Genomic DNA, 21301 nt, shown 5'->3' on the forward strand with positions numbered 1-21301 from the left:
TAACTATAATTCAGTCGAATCTAACTAACTCTATTAATATAGCGTGGTTATTGTAGTTGCTGTGCTTGATTGGGTTCCTGGAACTAAAGTTGCGAAAGTCCAAAAAGTAGAAGATGTACCCCCTCCTATGGTCAGATCAAGTTCTTCATCCTTTAGTAAATCGAGAAAGCTTTCTGAGTCTTGAAACAGTTCTGAACCAATGGTATTCAATTGAGAAATAGTAATATTAGCCATTTGGAAATGTACTCCTAACAAAAGTTGTTTTAGTTGGGATTAGATTTTTAACTTACTTATCCCATTACTATAATCTATTAAATTCTTGACTATTTCAATGTTTAAATAACTATAATAGTGACATAAATAATACACTTGTATCTTGATTTATTATTAATATTACCGCAAAAACTTTACATGAAAAAGTAATATTCAATTTATTTGGAAAAAGCATCTATTTTTTGATTATATATAAAACATTTATGGTAATTTTCTTTTTTTAATGCTTACTTTATTTCTCAAAATTATAAAAACCAATAAAAAATCAGTCCAAGAATTCTCTTAGACTGAACGATAAAAATTTAGAGTTATTTCATTCTGGCAGTAGCAGTAAACCCCATGCTGCCATCAAGGAAGCTATTCGCTATTGTGAAAGTCAGTAATAACTCCTGAAGCAAGAAGCAGAAGACGAGCATTACCGCCTCGAAGAATAAGGAATTTCTCTTGAGCCTAAAACTACGGAACTACTAATAAATATCTTCTGAATTGGCATTGACATAAGGGCGCTGCAAGTCAATCTCCAAACGAGAAAATTGTCCAAAGATAGCCTGCATTCTTACCTCTGGTGAGTCACCCCCTTGTTGCCAAGCTGACAGTAACCCATTCGCCACAATCTGACAGCGATTCATCCCAAAGCTTTCCTGAACACCAAACTTTTGGTCTGGTTCTTCTGCCAACCCTAACCCTGCTGCTAGCTGCATAGTGAATAGCGGCACCTCCGGCTGAAAATGTGATTGATTTTCTGCATAGACAGCCTCGAGGACTTGTCGGACAGCTTCATAGTTGGCTTTTTCAAAATATAGTACCCCTGAATCGTAACGCTTGTAGTCATCTGGGTTATACAGCACCTTAAAGTGGAAGAAAATGGGAATGGCATTCAGCCGCCGCGTCAGGCTACTCATCACTCCTACCGCACCTTTTGGGCTGAAATTAAAGTATACTCGTACCAGATTTTTCTGACTTTCAGATGCGACATTGCTAACTGCTACGTAAAAGCCATTTTGCACCAGATTCTTAGGCATCTTGATCGCGACAGAATCACCTAGCACAGCTGCCACTTCAGTAGGTTGAAGATGCTTATTGCGTTCAATATGTAGCCTCAAACCGCCTTTAGTGACGGCTAAACTGCCATCACTTTCTTCTCTCAAAACAGACCAATCAGGGTCAAAGTAGCCCTTTCCAAAATTACTTTCATGCAATCGTTTATAAAATCCCACATCTACCCCTAATACAGTATTATTCTCCAAATCTAGGGGCAAACCATTTCCCTCTCTATCTAGTGCCAACGTACTTTGCATAGAACCGTTGTAATAGATACCATAAAGAAAACTCCGCAATTGCAGACTCAGATATTTCTGTTGCATCTGGGTTGGCATCTTCTGAAAACGTTCTACTGCCTCAGATGGTAATTCTAAAGGTTTGTAATCTGGATGGTGGATAGAGAAATCAGATTTTATCTCAATTTTTTGAACAATATCTTGCAGAACATCCAGTAATTGTCTAGTTAAACCAGTCTCTAGCTGAGTTTGAGGAGAATTTAATAACTGCATAACTACTTATTTAGTAATAACAAAATGATTTAAACAACAGAACTACTCAGGTGAGTGAATTCAACAGCAGCATCACCAAAAATTGTTGGCATCGATTGTACAGGACGGCTTAATAACGTCTTAGCAACCTGAAGCATAGCAATCCCCATATTGCCAAAATATTTTTGATATTGAATCATTGCCTGAATCTTTTGAATCAAAGCGAAACCGGTAAATTGCACCACTCTCTGCAAGAAATCAGGACGGTGTTCTAAAATTTCTGGAAAAGTGTTTAAATAAGCTTGGGTTAATGTACTCATTGAAGGCTGAAGTTGTTCTAAAGGTGTTATTGCCAAGCGTAGAGAATCTTCAATACTCAAAGAATTACTGATAACTAAGCTACCCAGCCAGATTTGTACATAGCTGCCAATAAGTGTTCCCAAATCAAAGGCTGGATCTCCCCAAGTCGAGCGTTCCCAATCAATTAGCCGAACAATATTATTACTGGAATTCTGCCAATCTTTGTAAAGGAGAATATTATTTAGTTTCAAATCATTATGGGTGAGACAAGAAGGCGTTACACTATTACCTAATTCTGCGATCGCCTGCCCCAAGCTATCATAACGTTGATATAGAGCAAAAAACTTTAACCCATCGCCAGGAACTAGACCAAAAATTTCCGGTTCAAGCCGCTCTAATCTCCGAACTAAATATGATACTTGGTCAACCATGAAATTATCTGAATTTTTAGAAAAGAATTTTTGATATTCTTGGCGGTTGAAAGTATCACGATGGATAATCCCTAAAATATTACCAATTGCCGTAGCAATTTCTGTAGGAAAGCTATTTTCTTTGGTGTAGAAGTCCATTAAATCTCGATAATCATCCAGATATCTAAACACAATAATGGAATTCTCGACATCAAAATGCAGTACCTCTGGTAAAAATGAGCGATAGTTGTCAAGGTTTGGAAATTGTTGTAAAAACTCTTGAATTAGCCACTCACTTAAAAATTCACCAGATGCTTTCCCTTCTTGATTGTGTCGTTCTTGTTTAACAAGCAGCTTGCGATCGCCTGACAAAGTAACTAATAAATTAAAGTTTTTGGCTGTAAGTAATTCTATTTTAATCGGTGGTTGTTCTGACTGATTGTATAATCCCTGTTCAATTAAATAATCGACAGCATTATGAGAGTTTAAGAAAAATGTCATAATTTTTAAATTTATCAACTACTTTTGATGTAGATAAAATTGTGGTAGTTAAGTTACTACCATAACCTATTTTTGCAAGGATTTTTTAAACTACTACCGCACAACATCAATAAAGCATCTATTACAAATTAATCAAATGTCTGCGGTATATAAATTAAAAATTACGTGCCGCAGTATTAACCTAGTAAATAGCCACCGATGAGAATTATCACATCTGTTAGTGCCCCACCCGTAATATTTTTCTCTTCTTCTTCAGACAATTCTGACAGCGAATTTTGTTCTAAAACTTGTTTTCGTCTTGCAGATGCATTCACAACAGCTTCTTCAATTAAGTTCGTAATTTCAATTTGACTTGTAAGATGTTTGTGATGAATGTTCATTGATATAATCTTCTCCTGAAATTACTTAAATAAACTTTGTAGCTTCTTTAGCCAACAGTCGGTGTCGCCACTTTAAGTAGTAATTCAGAGGGATTGTAGTTATCTGTTATAACTTGTGGACAACGCATACAAGCTGCTTTACCTTCCTGCTGCCACCATCGGCAATCTCGGCGTATGGAACAAGGTGGTAGTTCCTCTACTACCTTTGGCAAGTTTTCTACAACTCGCATTGCCAGACGACAATCTTTACCATCAAAATGTTGACAACCCTTAGTTGCACAGGGTGCAGCCGTCCGAAAAATTTCAGTGGGTGTTACTGGACTAGCCTTTGCTATCAGTTCATCTGTGACAGGTTGGGGGTGCTTAAGATAAGCTACGCGGGGTTCTGTGACTGTACCACCAACGACGCCGAAAACAACACTGTCTTGCCATTCTGGTCTTGCACTAGGGCAAAGTGTAGTCTTTTCAGTAGCGATGTCTTCCATAAATTGAACCTATAATGAATTGTATTTTTAAGCTGATGGAGATTGACAGATAGTTTTGAATTGGACTGCTCTCCATCAACCTAAATAAGCAAATTAAATGTCCAAGAGTTTAATACTGACTGGTAACTTCAAAGACTTGTATTTTCAACTCAAGTTCTGCTCTGCAATTAGTCCACAAATAATTGGTTTTATCACTGGAGTATCATTAATTGGTTTGATCGCACCAGTACCACCTATAATACCACCTGCAATAATTGGATCGAATTTTGCAACCGTTACAAAACCACCTGCAACGTTTGCCATTTCTTCATCAGACAGAGTTAGCAAAGCATCTTCTAAATCCTGATTGGGGTTCCGTCTTGCTAGTGCATTGTTAACAGCATTATCAATCAGATTATTAATATCTAATTTAAAATCTGAATTCTTTTTATTCCTTTCCATTGTGCTTTTCCTCTGAAGATATAACTAGATACAGGCTTAATAATTAAGTAATGTAATTACCATAGCCTGTATTGTATATATTTTAAGCATGGTAATAATAGATTTAACTATGTTTTGAACATTATAAGCAGACATAAATAAACCTTTTATGTCACTAAATAATAATTTGAAGTTTTTGTGAATAACTATTTATTAATAAAGTTTATATCTCTTGTAATCACTTCAGCAGCAGAGTTTTTTACCAATTATCAGAGAATATTTAATTAAAATTTTGACCTTTAATAAAACATTTATGTCCCAAACAATTTTTCAATCTTGGGCAATGTTTAATGAAAAGATAATAAGCAAGACTTAATTAATATTGACAATTACAGCACTTTCGAGGTAAATGAGGTACACATAATATTGGTGTATCAAGACTTAAAATGAAAGCATACTCAATCGATTTACGAGAAAAAATAGTAAATACTTACGAAAAGGGTGGTACTTCAATAAGAAAGGTTGCTGTGCAATTTGGTGTAGCAAAAAGCTATGTGCAAAAGCTAATCCAACTTCATAGAGTGCAAGGACATCTAGAACCTAAAAAGCAAGGTGGAGCCATGAAGGGTAGGTTAGATGATTTCGTGAGCGAATTAGCCGAAATGGTTCAAATTTACCCAGACGCAACTTTATTGGAATATTGCGAATATTTTGGAGAAAAATACAACGTTTGGGTGTGTGCAAGTGTGATGTGTTGTGCATTACAAAAACAAAAATTAACGCGAAAAAAAAGTGAAAGTGCAGCCAAGGAAAAACAGAAAGAGTCCAAAAACTGAGAATAGAGTATTGGGAGAAGGTAAAGCAAGTAGACCCAGAAGACCTTGTATTTATAGATGAAATGGGTGTTTTACTTGGCTTAACTAGAACTCATCAAAGAAGCGAGCGCGGTACTAGAACGTATAATTTTAAACCATATTACCGGGGAGCAAAAATAAGTGTAATCGGAGGAATTAGCTTAAAGAAGGTTTTAGCCGTGATGACTTTAAACGGCTCAATGGATGGAGATGCATATAAAGTTTTTGTAGAACATTTTTTACTTCCGCAATTATGGGTTGGTGCAGTCGTTGTAATGGATAATCTACCTGCTCATAAAGTCGAAGAGATTAAGCTTTTGATTGAAGGAGTGGGAGCAAGTGTTCTTTATCTATCTCCTTATTCTCCTGAATTCAATCCAATTGAACATTGGTGGTCACAATTAAAAGCTTTTCTGAAACAATTTTCTCCCAAGAGTGCATCTGTCGTTGATGGTTTAATTAAAATTGCGCTGAAACTAGTTGATCCAAAGCATCTAAAAAATTGGTTTACTAATTGCTGCTACTGTACCTCATGAACCTCAAATTTGCTGTATTTATCAGTCCGCTCAATAAAACTTAAAATTCAAAATTGGGGAATAGAGTTGATATTATAAACATCTCTATTCTGTAGTTTTCACTCTTTCAAACAAAGCCCGATAAATAGGTTCACCTTTTTTTTGCGTGCCTATTTCCCTTTCTGTGGAGACTGGTAGCGGATTTTCAGCCAACCATTCTTCTGTACCAACTTTCTGAAAAGCTGAATTAGCAGCAAAGCGATCGCGCATTTCCACAGCCACAAATTCCATATCTGATTGTAAAAATACCAACCCCCCAATCGCAAGATACTTAGCTAAGTCTGCCACTAGTTCTGGTTGGACTACACGACGTTTAGCATGGCGGGTTTTAAACCAAGGATCGGGGAATTGAATTGTAACGCATTGTAAACTTCCTGGAGGGAAGGAAGATAAAAGCGATCGCAGTGAGTTATTCACATTGCAAAATAAATAGTGTAGGTTTGTTAAACCTAACTCAGAACGTAACTTATTTGCCTCCACCACCAGCGGTTCTCGAATTTCCAAGCCGAGAAAATTCCAGTTAGGTTCTATCTTGGCCATATTCAACAAAAACAGTCCCTTAGCGCAGCCAATATCTAAATGTAATTGTTGATTTGGCTTGGCATAAATTTTTTCCCAGTCTTGGTGACTTGCTGGTGTTTGATACTTTTTACCAAGTGGATTAACATGCTGGCGGACTCGGACTGCTGCCAAAATTTTTCTCCTTTACGTGAAAATATCCTCTGTGATTTAGGTTATATCAATTTAAAAAATGTTTGCGACCAGATGCCCACGCTTACTGACGCACACTCTCCCCAAAGCCTTGTAGAGGGTTGGGTAAGGTCTTATCTATGTATTGCATTCTTTTTTCAAATTGGTATTACAAGGAAGTCTAGCAAAAGTATGCCAACAATTACCGGTCTATTATTCGATTGCCTACCCAGCAGCAAGTTAGTACAGCAGTCTCAGTCAAATACATCATCCTTGCACTGTTTTTTTAGGTTTTCGAGAAATTTATATTTTGGAAGTCCCTCATTTTGCATTAATCTCTAGAATTAAAATGCCTTAACACATTTGCTTTAGTCGTGGAGCGAGGAAATTTAAACGGTGGATATTTTAGATTTGTTTTACAAGGGTGGGCCAGCGATGTGGCCTTTACTCATTCTGTCGATTCTAGCTTTGAGTGTGATTTTCGAGCGTATATGGTTCTGGTTGCGAATTTTGACTCAGGAAAAGCAAATAGTCGATCGCGTCTTGGATGCTGCCCAGGATAATTGGGAAGTAGCTGCGGACATAGCAAGAGAAGCAAGCCATCAGCCTGTTGGGCGTTTTCTCTACGCCCCTCTACGTTTTGCCAAAAGTGATGCGGAAACTTTTCGACTAGCACTGGAGGCTACGGCAGAAGACGAATTAGCTGGGATGCGGCGGGGCGAAAAACTTTTAGAAGCCGTGATTGCTCTAGCGCCGTTGCTAGGATTGTTGGGTACAGTTTTGGGTTTAATCCACTCTCTGCGCTCAATTCGGATTGGCGATTTGGGAACTGAATCTACCGCTGGGGTGACTACTGGTATTGGTGAATCCTTAATTAGTACGGCAAGTGGGCTAATAGTTGCCATCATTAGTTTGGTATTTTACCGTCTATTTCAAAGTTTTGTAGTCAACCAAGTCAAAGTTTTTCGGAAGGCAGGGAATGAGATGGAATTGCTCTATCGCCAGTCTCCTCCTGACTTTAGCAATAGGACATCAGCAATTGTGGCAGAAAATTTCACTCCACCCCGCAAGCCAGGAAAGACTAGAGTTTCTGAACCTCCTGAACCCCCGAATACACCTAATTAATAGTCAATAATTCAATCCCCAAACCAGGTTTGTGAGTAAGACATGAAAGTTAATCTACATACTCCAATTGAAGAAGTCCAAATTCAAATCATCCCTTTAATTGATGTCGTTTTTTGTATCCTGACATTTTTTTTATTAGCGGCTTTACAATTTACACGGCAACAGGCAATAAATGTTGATTTGCCTAAAGCCAGCCCTAGTACAGTCTCTGGAATAACGTCACAGAGTGGAAGTGTGATTGTGACCATCGATGCTGTAGGCAATACTTACATAGAAAAACAGCCTGTAAAACAGGAAGATTTGAGACAGAGTTTAAAACAGTATCTCCAAGCAAACCCTAATGCCGTTGTCGTGCTGAATGCTTCGCGTACAGCAACTTACAACGATGTGATTGAAACATTAGATTTGCTACGACAAGTAGGGGGCGATCGCGTTTCTTTGGGAATTATTCCTGGCCCATCTCAACCATCCATAAACTCACCTAACCAGCCTACTGTCCCCTCTTTCCCAATCAATCCTGGAACTGGTGCAGTACCAGGAATCAATCCCGAAGGAAATATTACCCCAAAATTCCCCTTAGCACCTAATTCTGTACCCTTTCCTAGCATCACTCAGCCTCCAGCTGGGCAAGGCATCAATCCTGGTATTTCTCCCGTGGTTCCTAACTCACCTGCGCCTCAAGCGCCTGTAGCACCCAAACAAACCCAACCTCCTCTTAAAAGATGAAATAGGGAAAGGGGAATTGGGGATGGTGGGGTTCCCTCTGGGGATAAGCGGTAAGGTTGGGTATGAAGAAGAGACAAGGTAGACAAGGTAGACAAGAAAGAGGGGGAGACTTGGGAGAGATTTGTTCAATAATTCCCCTTTTTCCCCCTTATCTCCTGCTCTCCTGCTCCTCGGTCACTGAGCGTTGGTCATTGAGCGTAGCCGAAATGAGTCGTTCGCGGAGCGTCTCCCAGAGAAGTGCTGCTTCCCTGCTCCCCCATTCATCACTTCCTCTGCAAGTCTTTTCCCAAACCTAAAGATATCTAGAATAAATCTCGGCTAGATAAAAAAAAACTGCTAATTTACAAATAATTGGTTGAGATTTAAAGAATTTTCCACCTATAGACTGAGCAATTTATCACCAATTACCATCTACATTTCATACCAAATTGGGGAAGGATGTCTAAATAAGTTAACAGATTGAAAAACGCTTCTATTAAGCGTATTTCAGTGTGTCTGAATTACGAATTACAAATTACTAATTAGTATCAGGGGTTGTGGCATGAATATCGTAACGCTTTTAATTGTTTGGGTCGTAACAGCTATCAGCTTGTTGATAATTAGTAAGTTGCCTTTGGGAGTTGAAATTGATACTCCTGGTAAAGCGTTTCTTTCTGCCGCAGTGCTTGGTATCGTGACAGCAATAGTTAGACCAATTTTAAGCCTCATTTTTGCAGTACCAAATCTACTCACTTTAGACTTATTATCTGGCATTTTCACATTTATGATTGCCGTGGTTTGTTTTAGTATTGCTGCTTGGTTAGTAGAGGGCTTTCGCTTACGTTACGGGATTTGGAGTGCTGTTATTGGGGCATTTACGCTGACTATAATTAACAGCTTAATCTACAAAATATTGGGCGTATAAAGCTAATATTTAGGAGTTAGGAGTTAGGAGTTATTAACAATTCCTCACTCATAACTCCTAACTTATCACTGCCAAATTCTGACTATTCGTTGGAACTTGGGGGAGCAACTGGGGTAGTTGATTGTTGTTTGCGTTGCTCGCGTTTTTTGCGATCGGCTGAGAGGATATCTGCCATCACTACTAGCGCTTGCGCCATTTTATCTAGGTTAGAACGGTATAACTCCAAATCCTTGTTGAGTTTGTCATCAGAGAGGTGCAAGCCAGCAGCGATCGCTTTTAGCGCCTCAGTGAGTTGCTTTTCGTCTTTGACTAATTCGGGATCTGACTGTTCTAATAGCGAAAATACACCAATTGCGAACAAACGGTTGTATTTAAAGTTAGGATTATTGGCGATCGCTTGTAGGGTTGCTTGCAAGTCAGCATCTCTATCTAAGTAAGTAGTTTGACCCAGCCATCTAATTAAATCTTTAACTGGCAAACCTTTAGCTACAGCTTGCAATCTCTGGGCATCTTGTCGATATTGTTGCGGATCTTGTTCTATAGCCTGACATAAGGCGTTAAAAATTGATTCTCGATCCCGTTCTGGTTGATAGCCTTCCATGAAGCGATCAAAAGTAGTGACGACACCCAAGGCATAAATTGGATTGTAGCTAAAATCGATATTTACTGACAGCAGATGCATTTCCACCATCAATTCTTCTACTACCCGACGATAAATAGTATTGATCGGACGGGTGTGAAGATTGTAGAAAGTTCGCTTTGTATCAGAGACTGTACGGACGTTATTCACAAATAAAAAAGAAATGTTAAGGGCGACGTATCTTTATTTTCTCGCTTAAAGGCTACTTTGCCAAGTTGAGCTTTTAGCGGGTGATGGTTTCATTTACAATATATACACATTAGAAGTATTTTATAAACTGATAGCTACAGGAGATCGGGCCTTTTCTCCTCAAAAACTAGCCAAAAATTATTATCCTTAATGATTTATTTATTGTACTTATGAACTTCTCGCCACAGTTAATTGTTTTAGGTGAGTACCTAGCTGGTGAATTTGATAATCAAGAACAAGCCTTAGCAGAACCAGTTTGGTATGTCCACCTGTGCCTGTGGCAAAGACCAGTTAATCTGTTCGCAGAAGATAGCATCACCTTATTTGCCGAACAGGCTAACGTTCTTACCTTAGATAAACCTTATCGCCAGCGAATTATCCGGTTGCGTCAAAGCAGCAACTCTGACGCAACCGTGGAAGTTCAATATTATATGCCTCAAGATCCAGGTGCATTAATAGGCGCAGGTAATAACCCAGCTCTACTAAACACACTGACATCCGAACAATTAGATTTACTACCAGGTTGTATCCTAACAGTTACTCAGGAGAAACTAGCTGGCGATCGCTATAAGTTTACCGCTACCCCACTACCAGAGACTCGTTGTAGCTTTACTTATCTTGGCAATAGCATCCATGTTTCTTTAGGTTTTGCAGCTACAGCGACAGAATTTCACAGCTACGACAAAGGAATCGATCCCGCAACTGGAAAAGCAACCTGGGGAGCGATTATGGGGCCTTATCGCTACACCAAGCGAAATCAGTATTCAATAAGATAAAGTTATGAGTTCTTGAGTTATGAATGAACTCCTGTACAGACGCGATTAATCGCGTCTCTACTCCTAACTCTTTTTCAGCTAGCAATGCTACGAGGTACACCTTCTAAAGCTTCCTCTTCTGTTTCAAAGATTTCAAAAACAGTATCCATCATCGTCACTTCAAACACGAGTTTGGCTTCTGGATGTACATTGCAGATGCGGAAACTGCCTTTGACTTTATCAGCATCACGCATTCCAGCTACCAAAGATGTAAGACCAGAACTATCAATAAAATTTACCTGAGCCAAATTTACAACTACATGGCGACTGAGTTTGGAAATACACTCTTGTAACTTCAGGCGAAATTGCCAAGCCGTGGTGATATCCAGACGGCCTGATGGTGTCAAGACGATAACAGTGTTTCCGTCTTGGGTTGTATAAGTTTTTTGGTCTATATGAATCACTGAAGCCCTCCCCGTGGCATTCCTTTTAAGATTAACTAGTGACAGAATTTTCTAATGCTGTCACTTGAGATTAACAAGCTATAGCTAAATTTGTCACCTGTTTTGGCTAAGTGCTTAACTTTAGTAGTTATAACTCACCAAAATAGTAGAGAGTGGAAGAGATTAGTGAGATGAGGGAGTCGGGGGAGAACGGGATAATTATCATAACTCCTCACTCTTACACTCAGCACTCAGAACTATTTGGGTGTCCAGTTGATCCAATCTTGAGGTTTAAGGAAGGTTTCATACAACTCGGCTTCAGGGGAATTGGGTTCGGGTTGATAGCCGTATTCCCAGCGCACTAGGGGAGGTAGGGACATGAGGATTGATTCGGTGCGTCCATTGGTTTGTAGACCAAAAATAGTGCCTCGGTCATAAACTAAGTTAAATTCTACATAACGTCCCCGGCGGTAGAGTTGAAAATTCCGTTGGCGATCGCCATACTCTATCCTATGTCGCCGTTCTACAATCGGTACGTAGGCTGGTAAAAATGCTCTGCCACAGTCTTGTACAAAGCCAAACAAATCTTCCCAATTGCGGGTTGCTGGTGTTCCCACCTGGTTGCTATAAATCGCAGCTTCCCCATTGGGATTTGGGCCTCGATATAAAGCACCTTGGCCATCTTGGTAATCAAAAAATAGACCACCGACACCCCGTGTCTCATCACGATGCTTCAGGTAGAAATATTCATCACACCACCGCTTAAACACCGGGTAATACTCTGGGTGGTGTTGGTCGCAAGCTTGCTTTAATGTTTTGTGTAAATGTGCTGCATCTTCAGCAAAGGGATAATAAGGTGTTAAGTCAAGACCGCCACCAAACCACCACACAGGCCCCGCTTCAAAGTAGCGATAATTGAGATGAACTGTGGGCACATAAGGATTGTGAGGATGTAATACCATTGAAGTGCCTGTAGCATAAAAGCCATGCCCTGCTGCTTCCGGGCGTTGAGCTAAAATTGAGGCTGGCAAATGGGAACCCCAAACTTCAGAAAAATTTACACCTGCTTGTTCAAATATTGCACCTTCTCGCAGTACGCGCGATCGCCCTCCTCCTCCTTCTGGGCGTTCCCAACTATCTTCATGAAACTTAGCCACACCATCTAGTTTTGCCAATGATTCGGTAATTTCGTCTTGCAGTTGTTTCATAAACTGACTGACCCTAGTCTGAGCGTCAGTTGCTGGCAAAGACTTTGATGATTCTGCTTCTACAGTTGGTGTTTGCGAGTTGGTCAACATAGATTCCCGAACCTAAATTACAATTTCCAGAAAGCCACAAATTCTCATTTGAAAATTTGGGGGAAACACGCGCCAACAATCTAGCTCTATTTGCCCAACCCGCTTTTTTCTTCTTGGGTTAAGCATTTATCCGATTGATGGGCATCACTAGAGTTATTTTCCCTCAAATGCGTATAGGCTTGTATATTGAATTAGTTTTTTTTGAAATTCTTAATTGGAATATTCTGGTATAAAGACTAAATTTTAGTCTTAAGCTTGAGGTATCAAGGATTTGACTGGTCTAATCAGAACTTTTTTGCCATATTGCTGATGTCGGCTATTTGGGTCTGTATCGAATCGAGGCTTGCTATGTTTAGGGCATTTTTGAGAAAGTTTTAATTTAGCAATTGCTCGTAGTTGCACACCATACCAGAGTTACCAGAAAGTATCTAGGGAGGAGGATTAGGAAAATGCAAGGTTGGTTATCCAAATTCATCCACCGCAAACGTCGTCGGTTTTGCGCTTCTCTGGTGTGGACATATCGAGAGATTAGTTCTGCTTCTGTAGATGAACTGTGGCAAAAAGTGGTTGATTTAACAGATGTTTCTTGGCATCCACAACTGAAGAGTACTAATGTTCCCCACGGATTAGTACCCAAACCAGGATTAATTTTTCAAGCTGTAACACGCTTTTCGCCGATTCCCATCAGAATTTTTGTGGAACGCGTCAATCACAGAGAGATGCTGAGTATCCGAGTGATGGCGATTCCTGGAATAGAGGAACGAGTAACTTACCAAGTAGAGTCCACAGTTTGTGGTACTTGTTTATCTTATTCGGTAACGTTACGGGGTTGGTTATCACCCCTGATTTGGTCTTTATCCCGTCCTTATGCAGACAGAGTTGCACGATCTTTAGTCGAGGCAGTAGAAAAGACGGCATTACCTGCGGTATCTGGTAATAAAAAATCCCTTAATGACAGTTGTTTTGATTTTTAGGTAGTGGGATTGGGGAAGAAGCAAGGGAGCAAGGGAGCAGGGGAGCAGAGGAGCAGGGGATTAAGAGGGACAAAGGGGAATTATTGAACAAATCTCTCCTAAGTCTCCCCCTCTTCCTTGTCTACCTTGTCTCTTCTTCATGCCCAATGCCCAAAGAAAGTTAAGATTCTATTAGGTAATAATGCAATTTGCTAAGTTTTATCACGACAGTAACAGTGATAACACTAAGCTGATCTTACTTAAAAAGGCATCCAGTTAATAGCTAAGATGTTCCCCACAAATGTATTTATTCATTTTGAATTTTGAATTTTTATGTACGATGTCCTCGATTCCCGCTCTGTCTTAGAAATTTTGCGACCAGTGGAAGACCCAGAACTTCGTAAAAGTCTGGTAGAACTGAATATGATTCGCAACGTAAAAATTGACGGTGGTAAGGTTAGTTTCACTTTAGTGTTAACCACCCCTGCCTGTCCTTTACGTGAATTTATTGTCGAAGACTGTCAGAAAGCTGTCAAAAAACTTCCAGGCGTGACAGATGTCAGCATAGAAGTGACGGCAGAAACACCACAACAAAAAAGTTTACCCGATCGCACTGGTATTTCTGGAGTCAAAAATATCATTGCTGTTTCCAGCGGTAAAGGTGGCGTTGGTAAAAGTACAGTTGCAGTGAATGTAGCAGTGGCTCTAGCCCAAACTGGGGCGAAAGTCGGTTTGCTAGATGCTGATATTTACGGGCCCAATGACCCAACCATGCTGGGTTTGTCTGATGCTCAAATTACTGTGCGTTCTACTGAAACAGGTGAAATCCTGGAACCTGCTTTTAATCACGGCGTCAAATTAGTTTCAATGGGCTTTTTGATTGACCGAGATCAACCAGTAATTTGGCGGGGGCCTATGCTCAATGGTGTAATTCGCCAGTTTCTCTATCAAGTGCAATGGGGAGAACTGGATTATTTGATTGTAGATATGCCACCAGGTACGGGAGATGCTCAGTTAACTTTAACCCAAGCAGTGCCGATGGCAGGAGCAGTAATTGTCACTACACCGCAAAACGTAGCTTTGTTAGATTCTCGCAAGGGATTGCGGATGTTCCAGCAAATGAATGTTCCAGTATTGGGGATCGTGGAAAATATGAGCTATTTTATCCCCCCCGATCGACCAGATAAGCAATATGACATCTTTGGTTCCGGTGGTGGCTCCAAAACAGCTGCTGAATTGGGAGTACCACTGTTGGGGTGCGTGCCGCTAGAGATTTCTACGCGAGTTGGTGGTGATAGCGGTGTACCGATAGTTGTTGGCGACCCAGATTCAGCTTCCGCAAAAGCATTAACAGCGATCGCTCTTACCATTGCTGGTAAAGTATCAGTTGCTGCCTTGACATAATTATAAATTTTATATTTCTATCTACTTCCTGGGCTATAGCTTGGGAATACTAGAAATTGGGTGTTAGGAATTAGAGAAATTGGGGAAGAATAAATATTGATTATTGACCAATTCCCAACAATTAAAGCTAAAGTCTAAACTGGCACAATGTTGTTAAAACGATCGCTCCCCAAAATTCGCTGGAAGTCTTGGGTTAAGCCCTGGCAGCATGTAGATTGGCTACTTTTTTGTTTGCCGATTGCTGTTAGTATTTTTGGTGGCCTGATGATTCTCAGTACGGAACTGAAGCAGCCAGTAACTGACTGGTGGTGGCACTGGATGGTGGCGGGTATCGGCGTGCTTATAGCCCTATTTTTATCTCGCATTCGTTACGAACTCTTGATGCAGTGGCACTGGGTAACATACACACTGACGAACTTCAGTTTAATTGCCGTGATGATTGCTGGTACTAGCGCCAAAGGGGCACAACGGTGGATTAGTGTCGCCGGCTTTAACGTGCAACCCTCAGAATTTGCCAAAGTCGGCATGATTATCACATTAGCAGCCTTGCTACACAGGCGGACTGCTTCTAGCCTCGAAGGTGTTTTCCGCGTTCTGGCAATCACCGCTATACCTTGGGGACTAGTATTTTTACAGCCAGATTTAGCAACATCACTGGTATTTGGTGCGATCGTCTTAGGAATGCTTTACTGGGCAAATGCTAACCCCGGCTGGTTAATTCTGATGATTTCCCCGGTGGTTGCCGCCATTTTGTTTAGTATCTCTTGGCCTTTAACAGAGCCAATAGTTTTATTCAAAGAACTATCTTTTGGCCCATTAGGATTAATTTGGTCAGTTGCAATGGCTATTGTGGGCTGGCAAACTCTTCCCTGGCGTCAATTTGGTTTAGGTGCTATCGGTGCGTGGACTCTCAATATACTGGGTGGCGAATTAGGAGTCTTCGCCTGGAACCATGTTTTGAAAGAGTATCAAAAAGACCGATTAACTGTATTCATGAATCCCGATCACGATCCACTCGGTGCTGGATATCACTTAATCCAATCTCGCATTGCTATTGGTGCTGGTGAAATCTGGGGATGGGGTCTGTTCAAGGGGCCCATGACGCAATTGAATTTTGTACCAGAACAGCATACAGACTTTATTTTCTCCGCAGTCGGGGAAGAATTTGGTTTTGTCGGTTGTTTGTTAGTACTGTTTGTCTTCTGCTTAATTTGCTTCCGTCTACTGCATATTGCCCAAACCGCCAAAGATAACTTTGGTTCTTTGTTGGCTATTGGCGTTTTGTCCATGATTGTGTTTCAGCTGATTGTCAACATTGGCATGACTGTTGGTTTAGCACCTGTGGCAGGAATTCCCCTACCTTGGATGAGTTATGGGCGTTCTGCGATGCTCACCAACTTCATTTCCTTGGGAATAGTAGAATCGGTAGCAAATTTTCGACAAAGACAGAAGTATTATTAATTCGTCATTTCTTGTTGGTCATTGATCATTTGTCCTACCCTGCAGGAAGCCCTTCGGGTTCAGCAGTCGCTCATGGGGGAAACCCCCAAGACCGCGCTACTTCACCGCTGGCGCGTCTATGTCCTTTGCTAATGACCAATGACTAATGACAAATGACTATTAACAAGTATTAAGCTATTAAAAGGAAACAAATGAGGCTAAAAAAATGATTCTGCCTGGAGCAACTGTTCGCGTCAAGAATCCCGCAGATACTTATTATCGCTACGAAGGACTCGTGCAACGGGTGAGTGATGGCAAAGTAGCCATATTATTTGAAGGTGGTAACTGGGATAAATTAGTTACCTTTCGTCTGAGCGAATTGGAACTCGTAGAAACCACCGCCGGACGTAAAAAAGCCAAATAAGATTAGTCATTAGTCATTTGTTCTTTGTTATTTGGCAAAAACTAATGACTAATGACGAATGACTAATGACTAAATTACTATGCGCCTTCCCCTACCACAGTTTGCCACTGGCGATCGCCATCCGAACCACATTGCGGAGGTGATTGAAACTACTAGTACTGAATTTTTAGCTCAGTGTTTAGAGCCAGAAGATTTAAGCTTTCCCTCGATGCCACCCTTTGGTAGTTGGGTCTGTTCTATAGATGAAGAATCTGGCAATCAAATTTATGCTGTAGTGTATTATGCCACAACCATGCCCATAGATTCCGTACACAGAGCGAGAGCATTAGGGTTGTCCTTGCAAGACTTACGGGAAGAACAACCCCAAATATTTGCCATGCTCCGCACAGAATTCCGGGCTGCGATCGTGGGATTTGAACTATCTTCGCAAAATCAAAGTTATAACCAAAGAGTATATCAGTATCTTCCACCCCGTCCCCCGCAAATTCATCAAGCTGTTTATCGATGTGAACCAGAAGCTATCATTAAATTTACTGAAGAATTAGATTTTTTACGGACACTGCTGTGTATAAATGGTGCGCCAATCGAGTCTTTAACCGCAGCTGCCATTCGAGATGTATACCAGTTACGCAAAGCTGACCGACAATGGCTAATTAAAGCTGGACGTAGCTTAAGTGTGCTACTTAAAGACGACTACGATCGCTTACGGTTCATTTTGAGTCAAATCCACCCGTAGGTAGTTAATTCTTAAATAATTGCCTAGTTAGTGTAAATTAAGAAGATTTTTGATTTTTTGTCAGGTGGCTTCCCTATTTATTCTTATTGATCGGGCGATCGCCCCCAAGGTAATCGCTGTTTTACCATAGCCCCTTCAATTCCTATATATGGAACTAGTATCACAAGTTCTTGTTCTGGAACCAACTTCCCAAGTTCTTGGCAAAGAACCAATTGTTCCCTTTGCTATTTTGCTGGTGGTCATCTTAGTTATACCCATCATGTTTGAGCGATTAAGATTACCAGGATTAGTGGGTTTGGTTTTTTCAGGGCTAGTACTTGGGCCTTCAGGTTGGAATCTTTTTCAGTCTGACTCTCCCATGATTAACCTACTATCAGACATTGGGTTAATTTATTTGCTGTTTGTCGCTGGGCTAGAAATTGATTTAGAACAGTTTCGCCGGAAAAAAAGTCGTGCTTTTGGGTTTGCTAGCTTTACTTTCAGTGTACCCCTACTCATGGGAACCTTAGTAGGGCTGATTCTAGGCTATGGCTGGAATACTTCAATCTTAGTTGGCTCTTTATTCGCTTCCTATACCCTTTTGGCATACCCCATAATCAGCCGTTTGGGAGTGGTAAGCAATGAAGCTGTTACTGTCACCATTGGAGCTACGATTTTTACAAACATTGGTGTAGTACTAATATTAGCCATTTGTGTAGCTGTCTCTCATACTCAAGCATTTAGCTTTGCGAAACTACTCACTTTGTCTGGTTGGTTAATGATTTACTCTGTGGCCGTTGTCACAGGCTTTGATTGGGCAGGCAAAGAATTTTTCAAACGGTCTGGAGACGATGAAGGAAACAAGTTTTTATTTGTGTTGCTTTCTGTGTTTCTGGCAGCTGTGGGCGCTCAATTGATTGGGGTAGAAAAAATTGTTGGTGCTTTTTTAGCAGGTTTGGCAGTGAATGAAGCTGTGGGTGAAGGCCCAGTCAAAGAAAAGGTGGTATTTATTGGCAGTGTGCTGTTCATTCCCATTTTCTTTGTAGACCCTTGGCTTACTGATCGATCTACCTACCTTTGCGAACAATCTGAACACGCTCAAGTTAACGCTGTTAATCGTAGTTGGTTTGATTATCAGTAAATTGATCGCAGCTTTGTTGACAAAACTGGTTTACCGCTATAAATGGCAAGAAATGCTAACGATGTGGTCGCTGTCACTACCCCAGGTTGGTACAACGTTAGCAGCAACTTTAGTAGGATATCAGTCTGGGTTGTTGCCAGTAGAAGTATTACATAGTGTGATTGTTTTAATGCTCGTCACATCAACCTTGGGGCCGTTGATAACCAGTCGAATAGCTGTTGGTTTGAATTCCCCACCAGATGAAGATCCAGCACCACCCCTAGCTGAGGAGAAGGCATTAGAAACAGACAATGCTTTTACTATAGTCGTACCTATATATAATCCTCAGACCCAGCAGTATTTGATTGAAATGGCAGCGTTATTAGCACGTCAGTCTCATGGCAAAATTATACCCCTGGCGATCGCTACTGCTGCTGCTCACATGGATGCGCCCCAGTTAGAAGCATCTCTACAACGGAGTGAATGGTTATTGAATAAAGCCACGACACAAAGTCGAGCTTTGGGCGTAGCCGCAGAACCAGTGCTGCGAATTGATGATGCCTTTGCTCAAGGAATTAGCAGAGCAGCTCGCGAACAAAAGGCTAATTTAATTGTTATGGGTTGGGGTAAACGGACTGGGTTACGAGCGCGTTTATTTGGGAATGTGATTGATGGTGTGCTTTGGGCATCTCATTGTCCAGTAGCAGTGACACGTCTAGTAGAATCACCGAAAAAAATTCAGCGGATCTTAGTACCAATAGAAAACTTAACAGCACCAACATTACAACCTGTACAATTTGCCCAGATGCTAGCAGAGGCAAATCAGAGCCACATTACTGTGCTGAATGTGTGCGATCGCCGCACTAGTTCTAGTAAAATTGCTTGGAGGCGATCGCATCTCTCCTTATTGGTATCTAAATTGGCTTTAGCCAATGCCCCAGAAATTCAAATCATCGCTCACGAAAATGTTGCCCAAGCGATTTTACAGGCAGCAAGATTATATGATTTAGTAGTTTTACCTTTTATACGTAATCGTACCAGTCCTGGAGGGTTAGCCATTAGCGATGTCACAACCCAGTTAGCCAGACAACTCACATGCTCAATTATTATGCTTGGAGAACCGCAACGCACTCAAAGCACAAATTTAATTTTGCCTACCACGGTTAGCAGCATTACATCTGCTGTATGATGTAAGGCAGAATACAGTTCAGGTAAGTAGACTTGGGCTGCGTTAGCGTAGTCCGCACTTCGAGTGAGCTTCAGTGACCGCCGGAGGCATCAAATTTCTAAAAATATTAGTAATAAATGAATCAGCTGTAAGAATTTATATCTATATTATTTGCATATATTTGCAGCGCGAGTGTCAACCCGATCTCGACTAATTTTTGGTCTCCAAATAAAAATTTAAGAACCGTAAAAATACTTTATATTTTTGAAGATTTGATAAAGATCGGTTGAATAACAAACAATTTTTAAACAATTTTTGTTATTTTGCTAATTGAATTCTTAAGAAAACAGGTAAAAATATAACAAAACTACAACTGTGAAAAAATAGGTAAGTTCAACAACAATTTTTGATAGAGCCTTGTTATTTTTTTTTGTTTTGTATTTTTGTACCCAAGGTGGGTAATCTAAAAGTAAGCGCAATAGCTACTGAAAATATTTGTAAGTAACTGGGAAACTATGAGAATTTTGGTGACGGGCGGTGCTGGGTTTATTGGTTCCCATCTCATCGACCGACTAATGGCTGCTGGGCATGAAATAATATGCCTGGATAATTTTTACACTGGTCATAAACGCAACATTTTGAAATGGTTAGACCATCCGTACTTTGAATTGATCCGTCACGATATTACCGAACCAATTCGGTTAGAAGTCGATCAAATTTATCATTTAGCTTGTCCTGCTTCACCAGTACATTACCAGTACAACCCAGTTAAAACTGTTAAAACTAACGTGATGGGAACACTAAATATGTTGGGGCTAGCTAAACGTGTGAAAGCAAGGTTTTTCTTAGCTTCTACTAGTGAAGTATACGGAGATCCAGAAATTCATCCCCAAACTGAAGAGTACAGAGGTAGCGTTAATCCCATTGGAATACGTTCATGTTATGACGAAGGTAAAAGAATTGCTGAGACTCTAGCATTTGATTACTACAGGCAAAATAAAGTTGATATTCGAGTTGTGCGGATCTTCAACACCTACGGGCCGAGAATGTTAGAAAATGATGGTCGGGTGGTGAGCAACTTTATAGTTCAAGCCTTGCAGGGTAATCCTTTAACCGTGTACGGTGATGGTTCGCAAACTCGTAGTTTCTGCTACGTTTCTGATTTGGTAGAAGGATTCATCCGCCTAATGAATAGCGACTACATTGGCCCAGTCAACCTGGGTAATCCTGGTGAATACACGATTTTACAATTGGCACAAACTGTGCAAAATATGATTAATCCAGACGCGCAGATTAAATTCGAGGCACTACCTTCGGACGATCCCCGACGTCGCCAGCCTGATATCACAAAGGCAAAAACTTGGTTAAATTGGGAACCTACCATTCCTCTACAAGAAGGTTTAAAACTAACAATAGAAGATTTTCGCGATCGCATTCAAAGCGATGTCAATAATTCAACCACCTGAGTTACGTCTAGCGTCGCTCTAAATTTTCATCCAGGCTAACCCCATCGGTAGCTAGTATATTTAGTTGCTGAGTTTTCCCAAGTGTCTAAGTGTAAAATTGAGAATTTTTTTTGA

General features: G+C 40.6%; 22 protein-coding genes and 1 pseudogene. 13 read left to right on the top strand and 10 right to left on the bottom strand.

Features of this window, described 5'->3' with window-relative positions; translation table 11 throughout:
* Positions 1-33: 33 nt before the first annotated feature.
* From NSTCB13_RS02285 to NSTCB13_RS02310, 6 genes are all read right to left on the bottom strand, one after another.
* A complete protein-coding gene (locus NSTCB13_RS02285) occupies positions 34-234 on the bottom strand; it encodes a hypothetical protein (protein WP_448271244.1) in 201 nt (66 codons plus the stop codon).
* A 506-nt stretch (positions 235-740) separates the two neighbouring features.
* Positions 741-1823, bottom strand: coding sequence for a T3SS effector HopA1 family protein (locus NSTCB13_RS02290; RefSeq protein WP_448271245.1), 1083 nt, complete (start codon positions 1821-1823; stop codon positions 741-743).
* Between the two features lie 29 nt (positions 1824-1852).
* The gene (locus NSTCB13_RS02295; protein WP_448271246.1) at positions 1853-3013 is read right to left on the bottom strand and encodes a phosphotransferase family protein; all 1161 of its coding nucleotides are present in this window, start codon (positions 3011-3013) and stop codon (positions 1853-1855) included.
* Positions 3014-3189: 176 nt separating this feature from the next.
* A complete protein-coding gene (locus tag NSTCB13_RS02300; RefSeq protein WP_448271247.1) occupies positions 3190-3393 on the bottom strand; it encodes a hypothetical protein in 204 nt (67 codons plus the stop codon).
* Between the two features lie 47 nt (positions 3394-3440).
* Positions 3441-3878, bottom strand: coding sequence for a nitrogen fixation protein (locus tag NSTCB13_RS02305; protein WP_448271248.1), 438 nt, complete (start codon positions 3876-3878; stop codon positions 3441-3443).
* 144 nt (positions 3879-4022) lie between these two features.
* Positions 4023-4319 (bottom strand): hypothetical protein, encoded by a 297-nt coding sequence (locus tag NSTCB13_RS02310; protein ID WP_448271249.1) that lies wholly within the window; start codon positions 4317-4319, stop codon positions 4023-4025.
* Between the two features lie 425 nt (positions 4320-4744).
* Here NSTCB13_RS02310 and NSTCB13_RS02315 point away from each other — a divergent pair, with 425 nt between their 5' ends.
* Positions 4745-5134 (top strand): helix-turn-helix domain-containing protein, encoded by a 390-nt coding sequence (locus tag NSTCB13_RS02315; RefSeq protein ID WP_445628212.1) that lies wholly within the window; start codon positions 4745-4747, stop codon positions 5132-5134.
* Between the two features lie 2 nt (positions 5135-5136).
* On the top strand, positions 5137-5688 hold the full coding sequence (locus NSTCB13_RS02320) for a transposase (protein ID WP_445632092.1): 552 nt from the start codon (positions 5137-5139) through the stop codon (positions 5686-5688).
* 84 nt (positions 5689-5772) lie between these two features.
* On the opposite strand, the gene trmB is transcribed toward NSTCB13_RS02320, so the two are convergent.
* Entirely contained in the window at positions 5773-6420 is a 648-nt protein-coding gene (gene trmB / locus NSTCB13_RS02325; protein ID WP_448268550.1) for a tRNA (guanosine(46)-N7)-methyltransferase TrmB, read from the bottom strand.
* A 393-nt stretch (positions 6421-6813) separates the two neighbouring features.
* Here trmB and NSTCB13_RS02330 point away from each other — a divergent pair, with 393 nt between their 5' ends.
* The 3 genes from NSTCB13_RS02330 to NSTCB13_RS02340 all read left to right on the top strand — a co-directional run bounded on the left by NSTCB13_RS02330 (position 6814) and on the right by NSTCB13_RS02340 (position 9172).
* On the top strand, positions 6814-7542 hold the full coding sequence (locus NSTCB13_RS02330; protein WP_445629826.1) for a MotA/TolQ/ExbB proton channel family protein: 729 nt from the start codon (positions 6814-6816) through the stop codon (positions 7540-7542).
* Between the two features lie 42 nt (positions 7543-7584).
* Positions 7585-8268 (top strand): biopolymer transporter ExbD, encoded by a 684-nt coding sequence (locus NSTCB13_RS02335; protein WP_448268551.1) that lies wholly within the window; start codon positions 7585-7587, stop codon positions 8266-8268.
* 541 nt (positions 8269-8809) lie between these two features.
* The gene (locus tag NSTCB13_RS02340; protein ID WP_289798955.1) at positions 8810-9172 is read left to right on the top strand and encodes a phage holin family protein; all 363 of its coding nucleotides are present in this window, start codon (positions 8810-8812) and stop codon (positions 9170-9172) included.
* Positions 9173-9254: 82 nt separating this feature from the next.
* On the opposite strand, the gene psb29 is transcribed toward NSTCB13_RS02340, so the two are convergent.
* Positions 9255-9962 (bottom strand): photosystem II biogenesis protein Psp29, encoded by a 708-nt coding sequence (gene psb29 / locus NSTCB13_RS02345; protein ID WP_448271250.1) that lies wholly within the window; start codon positions 9960-9962, stop codon positions 9255-9257.
* 209 nt (positions 9963-10171) lie between these two features.
* On the opposite strand from psb29, the gene NSTCB13_RS02350 reads away from it, so the two are divergent.
* The gene (locus NSTCB13_RS02350) at positions 10172-10777 is read left to right on the top strand and encodes a CpcT/CpeT family chromophore lyase (RefSeq protein ID WP_448271251.1); all 606 of its coding nucleotides are present in this window, start codon (positions 10172-10174) and stop codon (positions 10775-10777) included.
* 74 nt (positions 10778-10851) lie between these two features.
* Here the strand turns inward: NSTCB13_RS02350 and NSTCB13_RS02355 are convergent, their stop codons facing one another.
* A complete protein-coding gene (locus NSTCB13_RS02355) occupies positions 10852-11220 on the bottom strand; it encodes an STAS domain-containing protein (RefSeq protein ID WP_094351701.1) in 369 nt (122 codons plus the stop codon).
* Between the two features lie 236 nt (positions 11221-11456).
* Positions 11457-12497, bottom strand: coding sequence for an oxygen-dependent coproporphyrinogen oxidase (hemF, locus tag NSTCB13_RS02360; protein WP_448271252.1), 1041 nt, complete (start codon positions 12495-12497; stop codon positions 11457-11459).
* A 449-nt stretch (positions 12498-12946) separates the two neighbouring features.
* Here hemF and NSTCB13_RS02365 point away from each other — a divergent pair, with 449 nt between their 5' ends.
* The 7 genes and pseudogenes from NSTCB13_RS02365 to NSTCB13_RS02395 all read left to right on the top strand — a co-directional run bounded on the left by NSTCB13_RS02365 (position 12947) and on the right by NSTCB13_RS02395 (position 21187).
* On the top strand, positions 12947-13471 hold the full coding sequence (locus NSTCB13_RS02365; RefSeq protein WP_448271253.1) for an SRPBCC family protein: 525 nt from the start codon (positions 12947-12949) through the stop codon (positions 13469-13471).
* 312 nt (positions 13472-13783) lie between these two features.
* Positions 13784-14854: an Mrp/NBP35 family ATP-binding protein gene (locus tag NSTCB13_RS02370; RefSeq protein ID WP_322673259.1), complete on the top strand. Its 1071-nt coding sequence runs from the start codon at positions 13784-13786 to the stop codon at positions 14852-14854.
* A gap of 147 nt (positions 14855-15001) precedes the next feature.
* The gene (gene rodA / locus NSTCB13_RS02375) at positions 15002-16315 is read left to right on the top strand and encodes a rod shape-determining protein RodA (RefSeq protein ID WP_445629822.1); all 1314 of its coding nucleotides are present in this window, start codon (positions 15002-15004) and stop codon (positions 16313-16315) included.
* Between the two features lie 205 nt (positions 16316-16520).
* Entirely contained in the window at positions 16521-16718 is a 198-nt protein-coding gene (locus tag NSTCB13_RS02380) for an NAD(P)H dehydrogenase subunit NdhS (protein ID WP_322694608.1), read from the top strand.
* A gap of 79 nt (positions 16719-16797) precedes the next feature.
* Entirely contained in the window at positions 16798-17454 is a 657-nt protein-coding gene (locus NSTCB13_RS02385; RefSeq protein ID WP_445629821.1) for an HAS-barrel domain-containing protein, read from the top strand.
* A 148-nt stretch (positions 17455-17602) separates the two neighbouring features.
* Positions 17603-19742: pseudogene (locus NSTCB13_RS02390) on the top strand (cation:proton antiporter domain-containing protein).
* 494 nt (positions 19743-20236) lie between these two features.
* Positions 20237-21187, top strand: coding sequence for a UDP-glucuronic acid decarboxylase family protein (locus tag NSTCB13_RS02395; RefSeq protein ID WP_322689629.1), 951 nt, complete (start codon positions 20237-20239; stop codon positions 21185-21187).
* Positions 21188-21301: the final 114 nt, after the last annotated feature.

This window comes from Nostoc sp. DSM 114160, assembly GCF_053470305.1.

Coding starts and splice junctions, on each gene's coding strand:
- NSTCB13_RS02285 (WP_448271244.1), bottom strand. CDS start 234: ATGGCTAATATTACTATTTCTCAATTGAATACCATTGGTTCAGAACTG.
- NSTCB13_RS02290 (WP_448271245.1), bottom strand. CDS start 1,823: ATGCAGTTATTAAATTCTCCTCAAACTCAGCTAGAGACTGGTTTAACT.
- NSTCB13_RS02295 (WP_448271246.1), bottom strand. CDS start 3,013: ATGACATTTTTCTTAAACTCTCATAATGCTGTCGATTATTTAATTGAA.
- NSTCB13_RS02300 (WP_448271247.1), bottom strand. CDS start 3,393: ATGAACATTCATCACAAACATCTTACAAGTCAAATTGAAATTACGAAC.
- NSTCB13_RS02305 (WP_448271248.1), bottom strand. CDS start 3,878: ATGGAAGACATCGCTACTGAAAAGACTACACTTTGCCCTAGTGCAAGA.
- NSTCB13_RS02310 (WP_448271249.1), bottom strand. CDS start 4,319: ATGGAAAGGAATAAAAAGAATTCAGATTTTAAATTAGATATTAATAAT.
- NSTCB13_RS02315 (WP_445628212.1), top strand. CDS start 4,745: ATGAAAGCATACTCAATCGATTTACGAGAAAAAATAGTAAATACTTAC.
- NSTCB13_RS02335 (WP_448268551.1), top strand. CDS start 7,585: ATGAAAGTTAATCTACATACTCCAATTGAAGAAGTCCAAATTCAAATC.
- NSTCB13_RS02340 (WP_289798955.1), top strand. CDS start 8,810: ATGAATATCGTAACGCTTTTAATTGTTTGGGTCGTAACAGCTATCAGC.
- NSTCB13_RS02350 (WP_448271251.1), top strand. CDS start 10,172: ATGAACTTCTCGCCACAGTTAATTGTTTTAGGTGAGTACCTAGCTGGT.
- hemF (WP_448271252.1), bottom strand. CDS start 12,497: ATGTTGACCAACTCGCAAACACCAACTGTAGAAGCAGAATCATCAAAG.
- NSTCB13_RS02365 (WP_448271253.1), top strand. CDS start 12,947: ATGCAAGGTTGGTTATCCAAATTCATCCACCGCAAACGTCGTCGGTTT.
- NSTCB13_RS02370 (WP_322673259.1), top strand. CDS start 13,784: ATGTACGATGTCCTCGATTCCCGCTCTGTCTTAGAAATTTTGCGACCA.
- rodA (WP_445629822.1), top strand. CDS start 15,002: ATGTTGTTAAAACGATCGCTCCCCAAAATTCGCTGGAAGTCTTGGGTT.
- NSTCB13_RS02380 (WP_322694608.1), top strand. CDS start 16,521: ATGATTCTGCCTGGAGCAACTGTTCGCGTCAAGAATCCCGCAGATACT.
- NSTCB13_RS02385 (WP_445629821.1), top strand. CDS start 16,798: ATGCGCCTTCCCCTACCACAGTTTGCCACTGGCGATCGCCATCCGAAC.
- NSTCB13_RS02395 (WP_322689629.1), top strand. CDS start 20,237: ATGAGAATTTTGGTGACGGGCGGTGCTGGGTTTATTGGTTCCCATCTC.